Raw genomic sequence first — 16414 nt, forward strand, 5'->3', positions numbered from 1 at the left:
CCCGTCAACCCAAAGCCTGTATCGCGGCTGATATGTGCGGACATTTGTCTGCTCTGTTTGTGATCCCAACGGGAAAGCCCGGAACGCCGAATGATCGACAATTTTTCAATCGCACTGACACATGGCCTGCTGCTGATCGCGGCCTGGCGATTGATCCATCGTCCCGATCTCGACGTCGAGGACCCGCCCGAACGTGACCCCGAGCCCAGCGGGTTCGCGACTGGCGGCAAGGCCGGTTCGTGGCAGGATGATGCCGATGCGTGATCTCGTCTTTGTCGGATATCTGGTGGTGCTGCTGCTGATCGCATTCAAGCGGCCGTTCCTGTTCACCCTGATCTATGCTTATGTCGATATCGTCGCACCGCAGCGGCTGAGCTATTTCATGCTCAATTCGGTGCCGGTGTCGCTGATCGTCTTCGCGATGGCGTTTCTGGGCTATATGGTCGCTGACGACAAGAAGGACAGCCGCTTCTCCGTTCGTCAGGGCGCGATGGTGCTGTTGCTGATCTATTGCGGCTACACGACCTTGCAGGCTGCCGTCCCGGAGGCGGCCTGGGCGAAATGGGACTGGGTCTGGAAAGCGATGATCTTCGCAATCTTCCTGCCACTCACGCTGAAAACCAGGCTCCGGCTGGAAGCACTGGCTCTTTTCATGGTGCTCTGCGCGGCAGCGCTGATCATAACCGGCGGAATCAAGACCCTTGCCTCCGGTGGCGGCTACGGGGTGCTTGTGCTGCTCATTGATGACAATGCGGGTCTTTATGAAGGCTCAATCATATCCATGGTGGCCATCTGCATCATTCCGCTGATCCTGTGGCTGGCCAGGCACGGCACCATCTTCCCGCCCGACTGGCGCGTGAAATTGTTCAGCTATGCCCTGGTTTTTGCGGCCCTGCTGATTCCGATCGGAACCCAGGCCCGCACCGGACTGGTTTGTATCGCCGTCCTCGCCGTGCTCCAGTTGCGCTTTGCCCGCTACCGCTTTGTCTATGCCGGCATGGCTGTCACGCTGGGCCTGATGGCGATCCCGTTCTTGCCGCAAAGCTTTACCGACCGGATGTCAACGATCCAGAACTACAAGGCAGATGAATCCGCCTCTACACGCATTGCCGTGTGGGAGTGGACCTGGGAATATGCCAAGCAGAATCCGTTTGGCGGCGGCTTCGATGTCTATCGTATCAACAAGCTCACCTATGAACTGGCAGAAGATGACAGCCAGGAAGAGGAAGAGTTGCCCTATGAACTGGAAGATGACGGCCCCGTCGAAATTGTTGACGAGAGCCGCGCGTTTCACAGCAGCTATTTCGAGATGCTTGGCGAACAGGGTTTCCCGGGCCTCGCCCTGTGGCTGTTTATCCATGTTGGTGGTGTCTGGCGGATGGAAGTCCTGCGCCGGCGCTACCTGAAGTCAAAGAAGGACAGCGAGCAATGGGTCGCTCCGCTCGCCCTCGCCCTGCAGAACGGGCATATCATCTATCTGACCGGCGCCCTGTTTGTCGGGGTCGCCTATCAGCCGTTCATCTACATGCTGGTCGCGCTGCAGATCGGTCTGGATACCTATCTCGCCCGCCGGCGGGCCGAAGCCAAATGGCAGCCGATTGTCCAGAATCTGTCGCTAACGGCCAAGCCGGAACAGCTCGGGAGCCAAGGGGCACGGGTCAAGGGTTAGAACGACAGCACCGGCTGTCCCTGTCGGTAACGATGCGAAGCAATCAGTTGCTGCGCGGATGTTCCGAGAATTTGGCCAGATCTTCCAGACTGAGCGGCTGGGACAGCATGATCCCGTGATAGCCATTCCGCGACCAGCGCAACTGGCCGTTTAACGGAGGCAGTTCCCCGCACCGGATGAACAGCTTTTCGCCCTTCGGCAACTCGCCATCGCAGGCAATGCAGATGCCGCTTTGCGAGATATTGAGCAACTGCGCAGCAAGCGCGGACCGGCCGGAGCTGATCCGGGCGTTGAATCCGATATTGATGCGCAGGGAGCGTTTGGGAAAATTGTCAAAGGACAGGCTGACAATTTCGGCCAGATCCACGTCTTCCGTGAAAGTGAAGCCGGCATGGCCACCTTCTTCCCAGACCTTGCGAATCGGGAAACGCGAGCCGTTGGCAAATTCCAGCTCGCACTGGTTGATATGCGGGATCGGCTGAAACAGCTTGACCTTGAGACCCGTGACCGAAACGTCGCGAACGACGCAGATCAGTTCCCGGTCTTCCGCGACCAGTTTTCCGGTTCGCAACAGCAGTTTCTGACGAGGTGCAGCGCGGTTGTCGCCTGTCGGCTCATTGTGCGCGTGGTGGATAGAATTGTTCTGCATATATGCCCATTTTTGACCAACAATGTCCCCACACGCATGACCATAAGACCGTGAACCGTAAAAAATCGTTAATTTCGGCTTGACTTAAATCGCCCAAAATGGGGCGGCTGTAACGATGCAAATACCGCCCCGCCCTGCATCCGCAGTCGTTGAGGAACAGGACTAGATGCCGTCGAGCCTTTCAATAACCGGCGCAGCCGCCATGCAGGGGGCCAGCTTCGGTCCGCTGGCCTTGAAATGCTCGGACTGGCCATGGGCATCGAGTGCTGCCTGATCGACATAGCGTTCGAGCACTTTATATTCCTGCGGATTGTCCTTGCTGCGGAAGACCGAATAAAATTCATTGCCCGGCTCGTTGGCACGGACGGCATCCATCAGTTCGGAAAAAGCCGCTTCGAAATCGGCATTCTTGCCTTCGGCGACGGTCAGGGTTGCGATGAGGCCTACTGCTGCCATGAGAAATATCCTTGTTTGCGATAAGTAAAAAGGGCCGGCGATTTCCCGCCAGCCCTCCGAAATATTATGATGATCAGAGGATCTCGAACAATCCCGCTGCGCCCTGACCGCCACCGATGCACATGGTGACCACGGCATATTTGGCGCCGCGACGCTTGCCTTCGATCAGCGCGTGACCGGTACAGCGCGCGCCCGTCATGCCATAGGGATGTCCGATCGAGATCGAACCCCCGTTGACGTTCAGGATTTCGTCCGGGATGCCCAGCTTCTGCTGGCAGTAAAGGACCTGCACGGCGAATGCTTCGTTCAGTTCCCACAGTCCGATATCATCCATTTTCAGGTTAAACCGTTCAAGCAGTTTGGGAATGGCAAAGACGGGGCCGATGCCCATTTCATCCGGCTTGGTTCCGGCAACCGCCATGCCGACAAAGCGGCCCAGCGGATCAAGGCCGGCCTTTTCGGCAGCACCGGCTTCCATCACGACGCTGGCCGAAGAGCCATCGGACAGTTGCGACGCGTTCCCCGCTGTGACGATCTTGTCCGGACCGAGAACCGGTTTGAGACCTTGAAGACCTTCCAGCGTGGTGGAAGGCCGATTGCCTTCGTCCTTGCTGATCGTGACTTCGTGGGTGGAGATCTCCTTGGTTTCCTTGTCCTGCACACCCATTGTGGTGGTGACTTCGAAAATCTCGTCATCAAATTTGCCGGCCTCCTGCGCGGCGGCCGTCCGTTGCTGGGACTGCAGGGCATATTCATCGCATTGTTCACGGGTGATACCATAACGCTCACCCACGACTTCGGCAGTCTGCAGCATTGGCATGTAGATATCGTCATGCATGGCAACCAGGGCCTTGTCCGGCTGCACGCGCATTTCAGGGGTCTGGACCGTAGAGATCGAATCCTGGCCACCGCCGACAACCACGTCCATGCGATCTACAACGACCTGGGCATGGGCCGTGGCGATTGCCATCAGGCCAGAAGAGCATTGCCGATCCACCGTCATCCCGGCGACTTCGATCGGGAAGCCGGCCCGCAATGCGACCTGGCGTGCGAGATTGGTGCCCTGTGAACCCTGCTGGAGCGCGCTGCCCCAGACGACATCATCGATTGTCCCCGGATCAATACCCGCGCGGGCCACCGCTTCCTTCGCGGCATAGCTGCCCAATGTGGGCCCGAGGGTCATGTTGAACGCGCCCTTATAGGCCCGGCCAATCGGGGTCCGGGCAGTGGAAACGATGACTGCATCACGCATGATTATGTCCTTTATGTTATGAATTCAGAGTCGAAATTGGCGCGTATTGTCCCCGCACAGTCGCCCCGTGACAAGGTTTTTCTTTGCTACTGGATGTGACGTTACGGCACCCTCGGCTTGCAGTTTTTTTCCGATGCCGGACTAGTCGGAACCATGTTCGGGAAAGGGCATGATTGCCGTCCCGTCCGGCGCCGCGGTGAAGTTCATCTGCGTGGGATAGGCAAACTCGATGCCCTCGGCTGCAAAACGCGAGACGATGGCCAGTCCGATGGCATGCCGACCGGAGAAAATCTCATCCCATTTGGAACTGAAGATTTCAAACTCCATCCGGAAGTTCAGTGAACTGTCGCCAAAGCCGATGAAACCGCAACGCACATAGCGATAGCCATGGTCTTCAACAATGGCCCGGAACATGTCCGGTATCGCGTCCAGCTGTTCCGGCGTAGTCTGGTAGGTCACGCCAATCGGGAACCGGATCCGCCTCTTAGGCAGGCCGGTCAGATTGCGCACCTGCTTGTCCAGCAGATTGGTATTTGAAATGATCACCTGTTCTCCGGTGATGCTGCGCAGGCGGGTTGTCTTCAGCCCGGTCGCCTCGACCTCGCCGTCAAAATCGTCAAACTGGATGGAATCCCCCTTGCGGAACGGCTTGTCGAATATGATCGACAGCGCTGCAAACAGATCGGAAAAGATCCCCTGGGCGGCAAGACCGATGGCGATACCTCCGACACCCAGACCCGCAACCAGCGCCGTGACATTGACCCCGATATTGTCGAGAATGATGACCGCCGCGATCACCGCCAGCGCGATGGTGACCAGCAAGCGGATCAGGCTCCGGGCATTTTGCAGTTCCGCCTGACCACGGCCGGACATGTTGATGCGATGATCGAGCAGACCCAATATGATCGCCCGCAGCCAGATAGCGGACTGGAACACCAAAGATATGAAAAATACCAGATCAATGATGTTGGCCAGCTGATCTGGCGCTTCAGCCAGTCCCGCCACCAGCTCTATCGACAGCGCCAGCAGGAAAAACACGCCGGTCCGGGATATGACGCGCAAGGCGAGCGATGTCGCCCCTGCATCATCGCCTCGCTGCTCAGCAAGCTTTGTGAGCCGCCGTTTGACTGCGCTCAGAATGAAAAAGACCGAGACCGCAACGATGACGGCAATGATCAGATGATCATAATGGCCGGTAATCCATTCCAGGCTCTCCCGACCGAACTGCTCGATGTCAAATCCGCCGTCGTCAGCCAGAGTGACCGGTGATGCGATTCCGTTTTCCACTACCGATGTCATGTCTATCCGCTAGGGGCTCCGCCAGATTTTGGCAAGCGGGCAGATATCAGAAACTCCACATTGCCTTTGGGACCGGTTATCGGACTTTCCGTCAGGCCCGTCACAGTCCAGCCGGATGCGGCGAGCCACTGCTCAACCTTGGCACAGACTTTCGCGTGCACATCCCCATCGCGCACGACTCCGCCTTTGCCAACCTCGTGCCTTTCGGCTTCGAACTGCGGCTTAATCAGTGCGACGAGCACAGCATTGTCTGCCGCAAAAGTCAGGGGACGCTCCAGGACCTTGGTCAGCGAAATAAAGCTGGCATCGCAGACAATCAGATTCACCGGTTCGGGAATGTGGGCATCCGTCAGGATCCGGGCGCTGGTCTGCTCATGAACGACGACCCGGTCATCCTGCCGCAGCTTCCAGGCGAGCTGGTTGGTCCCGCTGTCAACCGCGTAAACCCTGGCGGCACCCCGGGTCAGCAGCACATCGGTAAAACCGCCAGTACTGCTGCCGACATCCAGGGCCGTCATTCCGGTCACGTCGAGATCGAAATGATCCAGCGCATGATCCAGTTTGAGCCCGCCGCGCGAAACCCAGGGATGGTCCTTGCCCTTGAGGTCCAGTTTGACATCCGCCGGGAATTTCTGGCCCGGCTTGTCAACCTTTTGATCGGCCACCGAGACCAGTCCGGCCATGACATAGGCCTGGGCTTTCGCCCGACTTTCGGCAAGGCCGCGTTCGACCAGCATCTGGTCTACCCGCAATCGTGATGTCTTGTGCGCTCCTGGGATGGCAGGTGGTGCGGTTTTGCCCGGACGGGATTTGTTTTCTGTCATTGCAAAAAGGGACTAGCCGAAGCCCGGGCTTTTGACCATATTTCAATCCATGAGAATCGTTCGCCCGGTATCGACGACCCTGCTTGCTTTCAGTGCACTGTCCGCCTGTTCGGCTGCGCCGCCCGAAACACAGGCCTCGCAAGCGGCCCCGGTGGTTACGGAAGCTTTGGCCCAGGCCGCTGCTGCACCGCCCCCACCGGCCGCTCCGCCCGCTCCCGAGCCTCGTTCCGGAGACTGGCGGGACTGGCCCCTCTCGCAAGGCAGCTGGGTCTATCGCACGGACGCCCGCGGATCACTGGCCCTGTTCGGACAGCCGGGCAGTGATGCCACATTCATGATCCGCTGCGACAAAAATCGGGCGCGACTGTTTCTGTCCCGCGCCGGGGAAGTTGCCGGCAATGGCGCGCAAATGACATTGCGCGGCAGTTCCGGCCTGCAGACCTATCCGGCGAACAACAGCGGTGGACCGCTGCCTTATGTCGCCATTTCCGTCGAGCCGTCGGACTTCATGATGGACCGCATCATCTTTTCACGCGGCCGCTTTGCCGTTGAAACCAGCGGTTTGCAGTCGCTGGCGCTGCCGATCTGGCCGGAGTTTCATCGGGTTGTGGAGGATTGCCGGACGTCCGCATCCTGACTGGTCAGGCGATGAAATCCGGAACGCGCGATTGTGACAGCAAATTATATTTTTTCAAGTCTTGTTAGGCCGCAGGATATGATTCACACCTGTAAACATCGAACAGCGGAGTATATACAATGCAACAGTTCGTATCTTATCAACAAGCGAAAGGAGGTGGTCCGATGTCTCATGGTTCAGCACAGGGGTCGGAAAAATCCGTTCGGGGGGCAAATCTGATCTAGGCATCAGGCAACCCGGCAGCGGCACTTCCAACCGCTGACCCATGTTCAGAGGTTGTCCGTCAAACGACGGGCAGCCTCTTTTCATTGGGGCGGCATTTTTGGAACCGATTGATCAGGTTTTCAGGGCCACATCCTTGCTCTGGCGCTGCTCCTTCAGGCGGCGGGTGACCGCCAGCGGGCTTCCCGTCTTGCGGCCCAGCAAATAATAGAAGGCCGGAATCACCAGAAGCGTCAACACCGTCGAAATTCCGACGCCCCAGACAATCACTGTTCCAATCGCTTCGCGACTGGCCGCTCCCGCACCGGTTGCGAGCATGAGCGGCAAGGCTCCGGCAATGGTAGCGATTGAGGTCATCAACACCGGCCGGAAACGGCGTTTGGCAGACTCCCGTATCGCTGCTTCGAACTCCAGACCCTCGTCGCGCAGCTGGTTGGCAAATTCGACAATCAATATGCCGTTCTTCGCCGCAAGCCCAACCAGCATGACCAGGCCAATCTGGCTGTACAGATTGAGCGTGCCTCCCATCACGGTCAGCCCGAGCAGTCCTCCGCTGACGGCCAGCGGGACACCCAGCACAATGATCAGCGGACTGACAAAGCTCTCGAATTGCGCGGCGAGCACCAGATAGACCAGAATGACCGTGAAGCCGAGCACCAGCCAGATCGATCCGCCGGTCTGGCGGAGGGCACGGCTTTGTCCTTCATATCCGATCGAGACCACTTCGGGCAGCGTCGCTGCTTCATCCTCGAGGAAGGTCAGCGCTTCGCCGAGAGAATAGCCGTCGGCGACCGTCCCCTCCAGCGTGATGGCGCGGAGCTTGTTGAAGCGGTTAAGCTCTCCGGCTTCCGCCCGGCTGGTCAAATTGACCAGACCCGACAGCGGCACCAGATTGTCATCCCTCGCGCGAACGTACACATTGGCAAGATCTTCGGCCGTCACCCGGTCTTCGGGCTCGGCCTGCAGGACGACATCATATTCTTCACCGCGATCAACAAAGGTCCCGGCATTGCGGGATCCCATCATTGTTTCCAGTGTCCGCCCGATCTCCTGTACCGACACCCCAAGATCTGCTGCACGCAAGGTATCCACATTGACAACCAGTTGCGGCCGGGTTTCCTTGTAGTCGCTTTCAAGCGTCGCGATTCCGGGATATTCGTCAGCTGCAACGAATAGTGCATCGCGGGCGCGCGTGAGTTCTTCATATGTGTCACCGGCAATGACAAAGCGAATGGCTTCCCCGCCGCGCCCGCCGATTGTCGAGCCGCCGGAAACAAAGGCCCGGGCTGCGGGATAATCCCGGAACAGTCCGTTCACCGCCGCCACCGTTTCCGCCGTCGTCATGTCGCGTTCGTCCCAGGGTTTCAGAAACATGATCATGCGTCCCGCGGAAAAATCACCGGATGGCCCCCAGGATGCCGGAGCACGGAACAGGACCCGCCGCAGCGGGCCATCCTCCTCGGTCAATGGCAAGGCCAGGTCCTCAAGATCGTGCATGACCTTGACCAGCCGATCCCAGCCGGCACCTTCGGACAGTGCAGCGCGACCAAACATGAAGCCTGTATCCTCCGGCGGTGCCACTTCGGTTTTCAGGGTCTGCATGCCGATGCCGGCAAAGATCGCAGCGAGGCCGAAGGCTCCGGCACCGAGCAGCAGCGGTTTGCGGATCCAGCGTGACAAGATGCTTTCGTAGCGCGTGCTGGTTTTTTGAAACCTGTCGTCCACCAGCCGGCTGAGCCGGGTTTCGCTTCCGCCTTTGTGCAGGATTTTTGAACACATGACCGGGATCAGCGTCAGTGCGGTGAAAGTGGAAATCGAAACCGCCACGATCATCGTGATCGCGAGTTCGCGGAACAACAGGCCGGTTTCTCCTGGCAAAAACATCACGGGTACAAAAACCGCGACGACCACCGCCGTTGTGGCGACGACCGCAAATCCGACCTGGCGCGCACCTTCAAAAGCGGAGATCAGTCGGCTTTCCCCTCTTTCGATCCGCGTATAGATATTCTCGAGGACCACGATGGCATCATCCACAACCAGTCCGATCGCCATGACGAGCGCCAGCAGGGTCAGCAGATTGATCGACAGTCCGAGCAGCCACAGAACGAAAAATGTCCCGATAATGGCAATTGGAACCGTTACGGCCGGAATGACAGTGGCGCGTACGGAGCCCAAAAACAGGTAGATGACGGTGATGACCAGTATCGCGGCGAATGCCAGAGTCTGCCAGACATTCTGGATCGCCTTGGCGATAAACACGCTGCTGTCATAGCTCACCGCCAGCTGGACTCCGCTGGGCAACAACGGTGTTACTTCCTTGATCCGGTCCTTGATGTCATTGGCGACCTGCAGTTCGTTCGCACCGGACTGGCGAATGATGCCCATGCCGACACCCGGCAACCCGTTGGACCGGAAATGGGCATAGACATTTTCCGGGCCGAGTTCGACACGCGCCAGGTCGCCGAGACGGAGCAAGGCGCCGTCATCGGTCCGCCGGATCACCAGTCCGCGAAAGTCATCGACATTGGCGTAGGCCCGCGCCACCCGCACCGTGAGATTGAGGTCGGAAGATTCCACCCGTCCCGCCGGCAGTTCCACATTTTCACGCCGCAATGCCGCCTCGATATCGTTTGGAGAAATCGCGGAGGCCGCCATTTTTTCGCGATCCAGCCAGATCCGGATCGCCGGACGCGAAGCACCGCTCGGTTGCACCCGCGCCACGCCGTCGATCGAGGAGAAGCGATCCACCAAAACCCGGTCGGCATAGTCAGCCAGCCACAGCGACGCACGCCCTTCGCCGGTCAGGTTGAGCCACATGAACGGCCGGGCGTCCGCGTCCACCTTGTTGATTTCGGGAGGATCGGATTCTTCGGGCAGATTATCGAGCGCCCCGGATACCCGGTCCCGGACATCATTGGCCGCGGCATCCACATCGCGGTCGGGAGAGAATTCTATCGTGATGTCAGAGCGGCCGTCGCGGGACGAGGAGCGGATCATTTCAATCCCTTCCACTCCGGCAATGCGGTCCTCCAGGATCTGGGTGATACGCGATTCAACCACATTGGCTGCGGCACCGGGATAGTTGACATCGACCGAAACGATCGGCGGTTCGATTGCCGGATACTGCCGGACGGGGAGGTCGATAAAGGCGACAATGCCCGCCAGGACCAGCAACAGGCTGAGCACGACCGCGAAAACCGGTCGCTTGACCGATATGTCGGACAATATCATGAACCGGCCCGACCGTTTGCAGATGCCGGAGCAGCCGCTTTCCCGGTGCGTTTTTCGCCCGGCAACAGCGCATTGACCGGCGCATCGTCACGAACCTTCACGGTCCCGTCGGCCACGATTTTCGAACCCAGGGCCACACCGCTTACAACCTCGACAAGACCAGATGATCGCAAGCCAATCTCAATTGGTGTGCGCCGCGCAATGCCCTCGTCATCAACGACAAAGACAAAATTTTGATCGCCCTGGGCGAGCAGCGCGGATTCGGGTACCGCCAGACCGGTTCGCGTCTCGGAAACTATGCGCACGGTCATCAGCATGCCCGGGCGCAGTTGCCGGGCGGCATTGGGCAGAATCGCCCGAACTGTCAGACTGCGCGACAGGGGATCGACCAGCGGATTGATATTGTCGATCGTGCCGTAAAAATTCCGGTCAGGATAGGCCGCTGTCCGGGCTTCAATGGCCTGACCTTTCTCAAGCGCCGTCAGAAAATTCTCCGGCACGGTGAAATCCAGCTTGATCGATGAAATGTCGCTGATCGTGGCAATCGGGCTGCCCGATGTCACGACAGTACCCGGCGAAACCGTCCGCAAACTGATCACGCCGTCAAAGGGCGCACGAATGACCCGATCGGATATCCGCGAGCGGATTGCGCTGGCATCGGCGCGTGCCGCATCGCGCAAGGCGGTCTGCTGGTCCACGGCGGCATTGGTTGCGAACCCGCGTTTCTGCAGCGAAACGAGCCGGTCCAGCTGCTTGTCCGCTTCGGCCGCGCGCGCCTCGACAGCATTCAGATCGGCTGACTCCTCACCCCGCGACAATTGCGCAATCACGGAGCCGCGCCGGACAACTGCGCCATCCGAAAATGCGATGCGTTCAATTTTTTCGGTCACGGGCGAGGTCAGGATGGTTTGTTCATTGGCAAATGCCGTGCCGACCGCTTCAATGTCACTGACAAATTCCGCCTGGGTCACGGTGCCGCCAACCACCGTGGGCGCTCCGCCCCGGCCGCCGCGCTGGTCGTCGGCGCTGCCGCACGCCGCGAGTGCAGGAACCAGGCCGATCAGCAGCAGAGTCCGAAATTTCATGGGCAAGGATGTCCGGTCTTTCCGTTGACGAAGCCCAGTCTTGTTACTGACAACTGCATAGCCTCAATCTCTTCATCCACCTCATTCACTTTCTGTCTATACAAGACAATATGTCCGAACGCACAGGCAAATCGTCGATAACAGACACGCCCGAGGAATAGTTGACCGCCTGAACTGCCAGAACCCGCAGCTACCATGGATAAGATGAAAGTCTTATTTGGATTCCCGCTGGTGCGTGATAGCTTCGGTCGATCATGGAAATAGAAGAAATCCTTGCCTTTTTGCAGCGGTTCAATCCCTTTCGGGATCTTCCGGCGGAGGTTCTTGGCCGCATTTCCCGACAAATCGAGATTCGCTATTTTCGTACCGGCACCACGATTATCGAAGCTGACGAGGATAATGCGCATTTCAATATTGTGCGCTCGGGCGCCGTCGAGCTGCGTATTGGCGGAACGGAACTGAGCCACCGCCTGGGGGAAGGCTTGTGCTTCGGCTATCCCTCCCTGCTGCGGGGATCGCGGACGCGGAATCAGGTGATCGCTCTGGAAGACAGTCTGATCTATCGCCTCGGGAAACAGGATTTTCTGGCGCTTCATGAGAAACATCCGGTTTTCCGGGATTTCTTCCAGGCCGATGAAACACAGAGGCTGCGCAAGGCCGTGGAATCCTTGCGAAATGCGCGCGACGGCAATGGCGGGCATCCCATGCTTGCGGTGCCGGTCCGGGATCTGCTCCGGCGGAAGTCGGTCACCTTCGGCAGTCCGCAAATGACGATTGGAGAATGCGCCGGTCTGATGGCCGAGGCAGATGTTTCGACGCTTCCGATTTGCGAAAACACCCGCCTTGTCGGGATCGTAACCGACAAGGACCTGCGCCGCCGGGCGCTCGCGCGGCAAATGCCCCATGACCGCCCGATCAGCGACATCATGACCGCCGATCCGATCACCCTGCCCGAACGGGAGCAGGCACTGAGCGCGAAACTGATCATGTCACGGCACAATATTCATCACCTGCCGGTGGTTGGCGATACGGATGCAATTATCGGTGTGCTGAGCGCCAATGATCTGCTCACACGGCTCGGGATGAACGCCCTGCATGTCGTCGCGGAAATATCCGAAGCTGTCAGTCCGGAAGCGGTCGCACAGGCAGCGCAAAAGCTGGATCAGGTCATTGTCTATCTGGTCGACAGCGGAGTCGATGCTGACCATCTGGCCCGCTTTGTTTCCGCGATCGGGGAAGCGGCCCACAAGCGCCTGCTGCAACTCGCCGAAGCAGAGCTGGGACCGCCGCCGGTGCCCTATGCCCTGGTTGTGTTCGGATCGCTCGCCCGTCAGGAGCAGGCCGGAGGATCGGATCAGGACAATGGGTTCGTCCTCGATGACAGCTATGATCCCGACGCCCATGGCGCCTATTTCGCGCAACTGGCGCAGCGGCTTTGCGACGGCCTCAACAGCGCCGGATATGTCTATTGCCCGGGCGACATCATGGCGACCAATGACAGGTGGCGCCAGCCGTTGTCGGTCTGGAAAAAATGTTACCGCGACTGGATCGACAATCCGGACCCGGACAATATCCTCAACACCACCATATTTTTCGACATGCGCGCCATTGCCGGGGCAAGCGAACTGGTCGCCGACCTGCGCAGCGAAGTGCTGCAGTGGAGCAGCGCCAACAGGATCTTTCTGTCCTTCGTCGGCCGGGCGGCGGCGAAAACGCGGGTACCACTGGGCTTTTTCCGAAATTTTCTGCTCGAGCATGACGAACAGGAGGGGGATGTTCTCGACCTGAAGCACCAGGCGATCGCTCCGATTATCGATATCGGCCGCGTCCATGCCCTTGCCGCGGATCTCGAACAGGTCTCGACAGTCGAAAGACTGCAAAAGGCAGCGGACACACCCCATCTCAGCGAAAGCGGTGCAGCGGATTTGCTCGACTGTTTTGAGTTTGTGCGGGACACCAGATTTCGGCACCAGGCACGCCAGATCCGGGCCGGCCAGAAACCGACCAGCAATCTCGATCCGAAAACGCTTTCGGGATTTGAGCGCGAGCATCTGAAAGACGCATTCAAGGTGATCAAGACGCATCTCGACAGCATCAGTCGCAGTCATGCCGGAGGGATCAGTTGAAGCTCTCCGCTCCGCGCTGGCTAACGCAGGGATTGTGGCAGCGACGCTGGAACCAGGCACGGGAGCAGTCTGCAGGAACGCCGCTGGAAGCCTATTACAGCAACACGCTTCCAGATCCCGACCATTTGGTGGACGACATCGAAATCATCGCGCTCGACTTTGAAAGCGATGGCCTGGGAACCGACGCCGCGCTGCTCGAGGCGGGATGGACCGGGATGAACAGCCGGGCGATCGATCTTTCAACCGCGCACCGCGAGCGCATAGCTGCGCTTGATCCCCTGCAGGAAGTGGCGGTTACCGTGCATCGCATTACCGACAGCGCAGCAGCCGAAGGCCGTCCGGAAAGGGAAGTGCTCGACGAACTGACGGGCATTCTGTCCGGAAAAGTGCTGCTTGCACATTTTGCGCGGATCGAGGCCGGATTTCTGAACGCCGCCTGCTACAGGCAATATGGTACGCCCTTTGTCGGGCAGTATATCTGCACGATGGAGCTGGAAGAACGCTGGTTTCCGGCGCCGCGCACAGCTGACGGGCTGCGACTGGGCAAGCTTCGGGCGCAATATGGCCTGCCACAATATCGCGCCCATGACGGCCTGACCGACGCGATCGCGTGCGGTGAACTGTTCCTCGCGCAAATCGCCAGGCGCGGTTCTCCGAACCTGAAACTGCAGGACGTCGTCATGGGCGCATGATCGTCGCCAGCGCGGCAATCAAGGTCGAAAGGCACCATTAGACCAAAGTCGCTCTTTCAAAATTTCCACCCTCGTCTAGCCTCTCGGGCAGAATGGAGAAAAGCCTGATCTCCATCATACGCAAATGGGGAGGAATTCATGTCTGAAGATGAAGTTGAAACCACGGAATCGGAACAGGCCTACTGGTCTGAAAATATCCGGCTGCTGGTCACGCTAATGGCGATCTGGTTCGTCGTGTCCTTTGGCGCGGGCATATTGTTCCGGGATTTTCTCGACCAGTTTTCGCTCGGCGGATATCCGCTGGGATTCTGGTTCGCCCAGCAAGGCTCCATCTACGTCTTCATCGGTCTGATCTTCTACTACACGTGGAAGATGAAAAGGATCGAACGCAAATATGATCTGGATGACTGAGGGAGGCTGACATGGACACGCAAACGCTTATCTATCTTTTTGTCGGCCTCTCCTTCACGATGTATATCGGCATCGCGATCTGGAGCCGGGCGGGTTCAACCAAGGAATTTTACGTCGCCGGCGGCGGCGTCAATCCCGTCGTCAACGGCATGGCAACGGCGGCGGACTGGATGTCCGCGGCCAGCTTCATTTCGATGGCTGGAATCATCGCCTTTGCCGGCTATGACGCGTCGGTCTACCTGATGGGCTGGACCGGCGGATATGTGATGCTGGCGCTGTTGCTCGCGCCCTATTTGCGCAAGTTCGGCCAGTTTACGGTGCCGGATTTCATCGGCACCCGCTATTATTCCAAAGCCGCGCGCGTGGTTGCGGTGGTCTGCCTGATCTTCATCAGTTTCACCTATATCGCTGGCCAGATGCGCGGCGTCGGAATCGTGTTCTCGCGCTTCCTTGATGTGCCGATCACAATGGGCGTGATCATCGGCATGGCGATCGTGTTCTTTTACGCGGTGCTCGGAGGGATGAAAGGCATCACCTATACGCAGGTCGCTCAATATTGCGTGCTGATCTTTGCCTATATGGTGCCGGCCTTCTTCATCAGTTTTCTGATCACCGGCAATCCCATTCCGCAACTGGGTCTGGGCTCGACAGTCAATGACGGCTCGGGGCTATATGTCCTGCAAAAGCTCGATCTTGTCCTGCAGGACATGGGTTTCGGGGCCTATACTGACGGGTCGAAATCGATGATCGACGTGTTCTGTATCACTGCGGCGCTGATGGTCGGTACCGCCGGTCTGCCGCACGTGATCGTGCGCTTCTTCACCGTGCCGAAAGCATCTGATGCACGCAAGTCGGCGGGCTGGGCACTGGTTTTCATCGCCCTGCTCTACACCACTGCACCGGCTGTCGGCGCCTTCGCGCGGATCAACTTTATCGAGACCGTTGACCAGACCGAATATGCCGAAGCGCCAGCCTGGTTCAAGAACTGGGAAGCCAATGACCTGATCGCCTGGTATGACAAGAATGACGATGGCGTGATGCAGCTTGCCGCGGGCGATGCCTTTATGGGCAAGCCGAGCTATGCGGACACCACCGGCACCGCCGGACAGCGCATGGTCACCAATCCGCCCAATGAGGAGAGCGCCAACGAGGTCTATGTTGACCGCGATATCATGGTGCTGGCCAATCCGGAGATTGCCAACCTGCCGGGCTGGGTGATCGCGCTGGTTGCAGCTGGCGGCCTGGCAGCGGCCCTTTCGACGGCGGCCGGCCTGCTGCTGGTGATCTCGTCATCCATCAGCCACGACCTGCTGAAGTCCACCTTCCGCCCGCAGATCACCGAGAAAGGGGAACTGATGGCGGCGCGGATCTCGGCAACGGCCGCGATTGTGGTGGCCGGTTACCTTGGCATCTATCCTCCGGGATGGGTGGCACAGGTCGTGGCGTTTGCCTTCGGTCTGGCTGCAGCATCGCTGTTCCCGGCCATCTTCATGGGGATCTTCTCGAAATCCATGAACAAGGAAGGCGCGATTGCCGGAATGGTCACCGGTCTGGTGTTCACCTTCAGCTATATCGCGTATTTCAAGCTGGTGAATCCGGAGGCCAATGTCGCGGCCAACTGGCTGTTCGGCGTTTCGCCGGAAGGTATCGGCGTGATCGGCATGCTGCTCAACTTTGCCGTGGCCATCGTGGTTTCGAAGATGACCGCTTCGCCACCGCTCGAAGTCCGCAAGCTGGTTGATTCGATCCGCGTTCCGCGCGGGGCAGGAGATGCCGCAGCACATTAGGCTTTCTCTTCTCCCGGGAAGCCCGGAGGGCGGCGCTTGGCGTCGCCCTCTTTTTTTGGCATGACCGTCGCAGC

At 58.8% G+C, this 16414-nt stretch carries 14 protein-coding genes; 7 read left to right on the forward strand and 7 right to left on the reverse strand.

Annotated elements, in window-relative coordinates:
* Positions 1 to 90: 90 nt before the first annotated feature.
* Together BUQ90_RS17745 and BUQ90_RS01055 are read left to right on the forward strand one after the other, a co-directional pair.
* Positions 91 to 264: a hypothetical protein gene (locus tag BUQ90_RS17745; protein ID WP_204244721.1), complete on the forward strand. Its 174-nt coding sequence runs from the start codon at positions 91 to 93 to the stop codon at positions 262 to 264.
* A complete protein-coding gene (locus BUQ90_RS01055; RefSeq protein WP_074204784.1) occupies positions 257 to 1669 on the forward strand; it encodes a putative O-glycosylation ligase, exosortase A system-associated in 1413 nt (470 codons plus the stop codon). The genes BUQ90_RS17745 and BUQ90_RS01055 overlap by 8 nt, the downstream gene beginning before the upstream one ends.
* 43 nt (positions 1670 to 1712) lie before the next feature.
* Here the strand turns inward: BUQ90_RS01055 and BUQ90_RS01060 are convergent, their stop codons facing one another.
* From BUQ90_RS01060 to BUQ90_RS01080, 5 genes are all read right to left on the reverse strand, one after another.
* Complete coding sequence (locus tag BUQ90_RS01060) at positions 1713 to 2318, reverse strand: PilZ domain-containing protein (RefSeq protein ID WP_074203320.1); 606 nt, start codon at positions 2316 to 2318, stop codon at positions 1713 to 1715.
* Between the two features lie 162 nt (positions 2319 to 2480).
* Complete coding sequence (locus BUQ90_RS01065; protein WP_074203321.1) at positions 2481 to 2774, reverse strand: putative quinol monooxygenase; 294 nt, start codon at positions 2772 to 2774, stop codon at positions 2481 to 2483.
* Positions 2775 to 2847: 73 nt separating this feature from the next.
* A complete protein-coding gene (locus tag BUQ90_RS01070; RefSeq protein WP_074203322.1) occupies positions 2848 to 4026 on the reverse strand; it encodes an acetyl-CoA C-acyltransferase in 1179 nt (392 codons plus the stop codon).
* A 141-nt stretch (positions 4027 to 4167) separates the two neighbouring features.
* Positions 4168 to 5325 (reverse strand): mechanosensitive ion channel family protein, encoded by a 1158-nt coding sequence (locus BUQ90_RS01075; RefSeq protein WP_084192411.1) that lies wholly within the window; start codon positions 5323 to 5325, stop codon positions 4168 to 4170.
* A 2-nt stretch (positions 5326 to 5327) separates the two neighbouring features.
* Positions 5328 to 6062: a TlyA family RNA methyltransferase gene (locus tag BUQ90_RS01080; protein WP_074204786.1), complete on the reverse strand. Its 735-nt coding sequence runs from the start codon at positions 6060 to 6062 to the stop codon at positions 5328 to 5330.
* A gap of 136 nt (positions 6063 to 6198) precedes the next feature.
* Here BUQ90_RS01080 and BUQ90_RS01085 point away from each other — a divergent pair, with 136 nt between their 5' ends.
* Complete coding sequence (locus BUQ90_RS01085) at positions 6199 to 6786, forward strand: hypothetical protein (protein ID WP_074204787.1); 588 nt, start codon at positions 6199 to 6201, stop codon at positions 6784 to 6786.
* Between the two features lie 336 nt (positions 6787 to 7122).
* On the opposite strand, the gene BUQ90_RS01090 is transcribed toward BUQ90_RS01085, so the two are convergent.
* A complete protein-coding gene (locus tag BUQ90_RS01090) occupies positions 7123 to 10239 on the reverse strand; it encodes an efflux RND transporter permease subunit (protein WP_074203323.1) in 3117 nt (1038 codons plus the stop codon).
* Complete coding sequence (locus BUQ90_RS01095; RefSeq protein ID WP_074203324.1) at positions 10236 to 11324, reverse strand: efflux RND transporter periplasmic adaptor subunit; 1089 nt, start codon at positions 11322 to 11324, stop codon at positions 10236 to 10238. The genes BUQ90_RS01090 and BUQ90_RS01095 overlap by 4 nt, the downstream gene beginning before the upstream one ends.
* Before the next feature lie 254 nt (positions 11325 to 11578).
* Here BUQ90_RS01095 and BUQ90_RS01100 point away from each other — a divergent pair, with 254 nt between their 5' ends.
* The 4 genes from BUQ90_RS01100 to BUQ90_RS01115 all read left to right on the forward strand — a co-directional run bounded on the left by BUQ90_RS01100 (position 11579) and on the right by BUQ90_RS01115 (position 16340).
* Positions 11579 to 13450, forward strand: a complete 1872-nt coding sequence (locus BUQ90_RS01100) for a DUF294 nucleotidyltransferase-like domain-containing protein (RefSeq protein WP_074203325.1) — start codon at positions 11579 to 11581, stop codon at positions 13448 to 13450.
* Positions 13447 to 14142 (forward strand): exonuclease domain-containing protein, encoded by a 696-nt coding sequence (locus BUQ90_RS01105; protein WP_159437001.1) that lies wholly within the window; start codon positions 13447 to 13449, stop codon positions 14140 to 14142. Before BUQ90_RS01100 ends, BUQ90_RS01105 begins: the two co-directional genes overlap by 4 nt.
* Before the next feature lie 138 nt (positions 14143 to 14280).
* A complete protein-coding gene (locus tag BUQ90_RS01110) occupies positions 14281 to 14553 on the forward strand; it encodes a DUF4212 domain-containing protein (protein ID WP_074203326.1) in 273 nt (90 codons plus the stop codon).
* An 11-nt stretch (positions 14554 to 14564) separates the two neighbouring features.
* Positions 14565 to 16340, forward strand: a complete 1776-nt coding sequence (locus tag BUQ90_RS01115; RefSeq protein WP_074203327.1) for a sodium:solute symporter family protein — start codon at positions 14565 to 14567, stop codon at positions 16338 to 16340.
* Positions 16341 to 16414: the final 74 nt, after the last annotated feature.

It is taken from the genome of Parasphingorhabdus marina DSM 22363, assembly GCF_900128895.1.
Classification (GTDB): domain Bacteria; phylum Pseudomonadota; class Alphaproteobacteria; order Sphingomonadales; family Sphingomonadaceae; genus Parasphingorhabdus; species Parasphingorhabdus marina.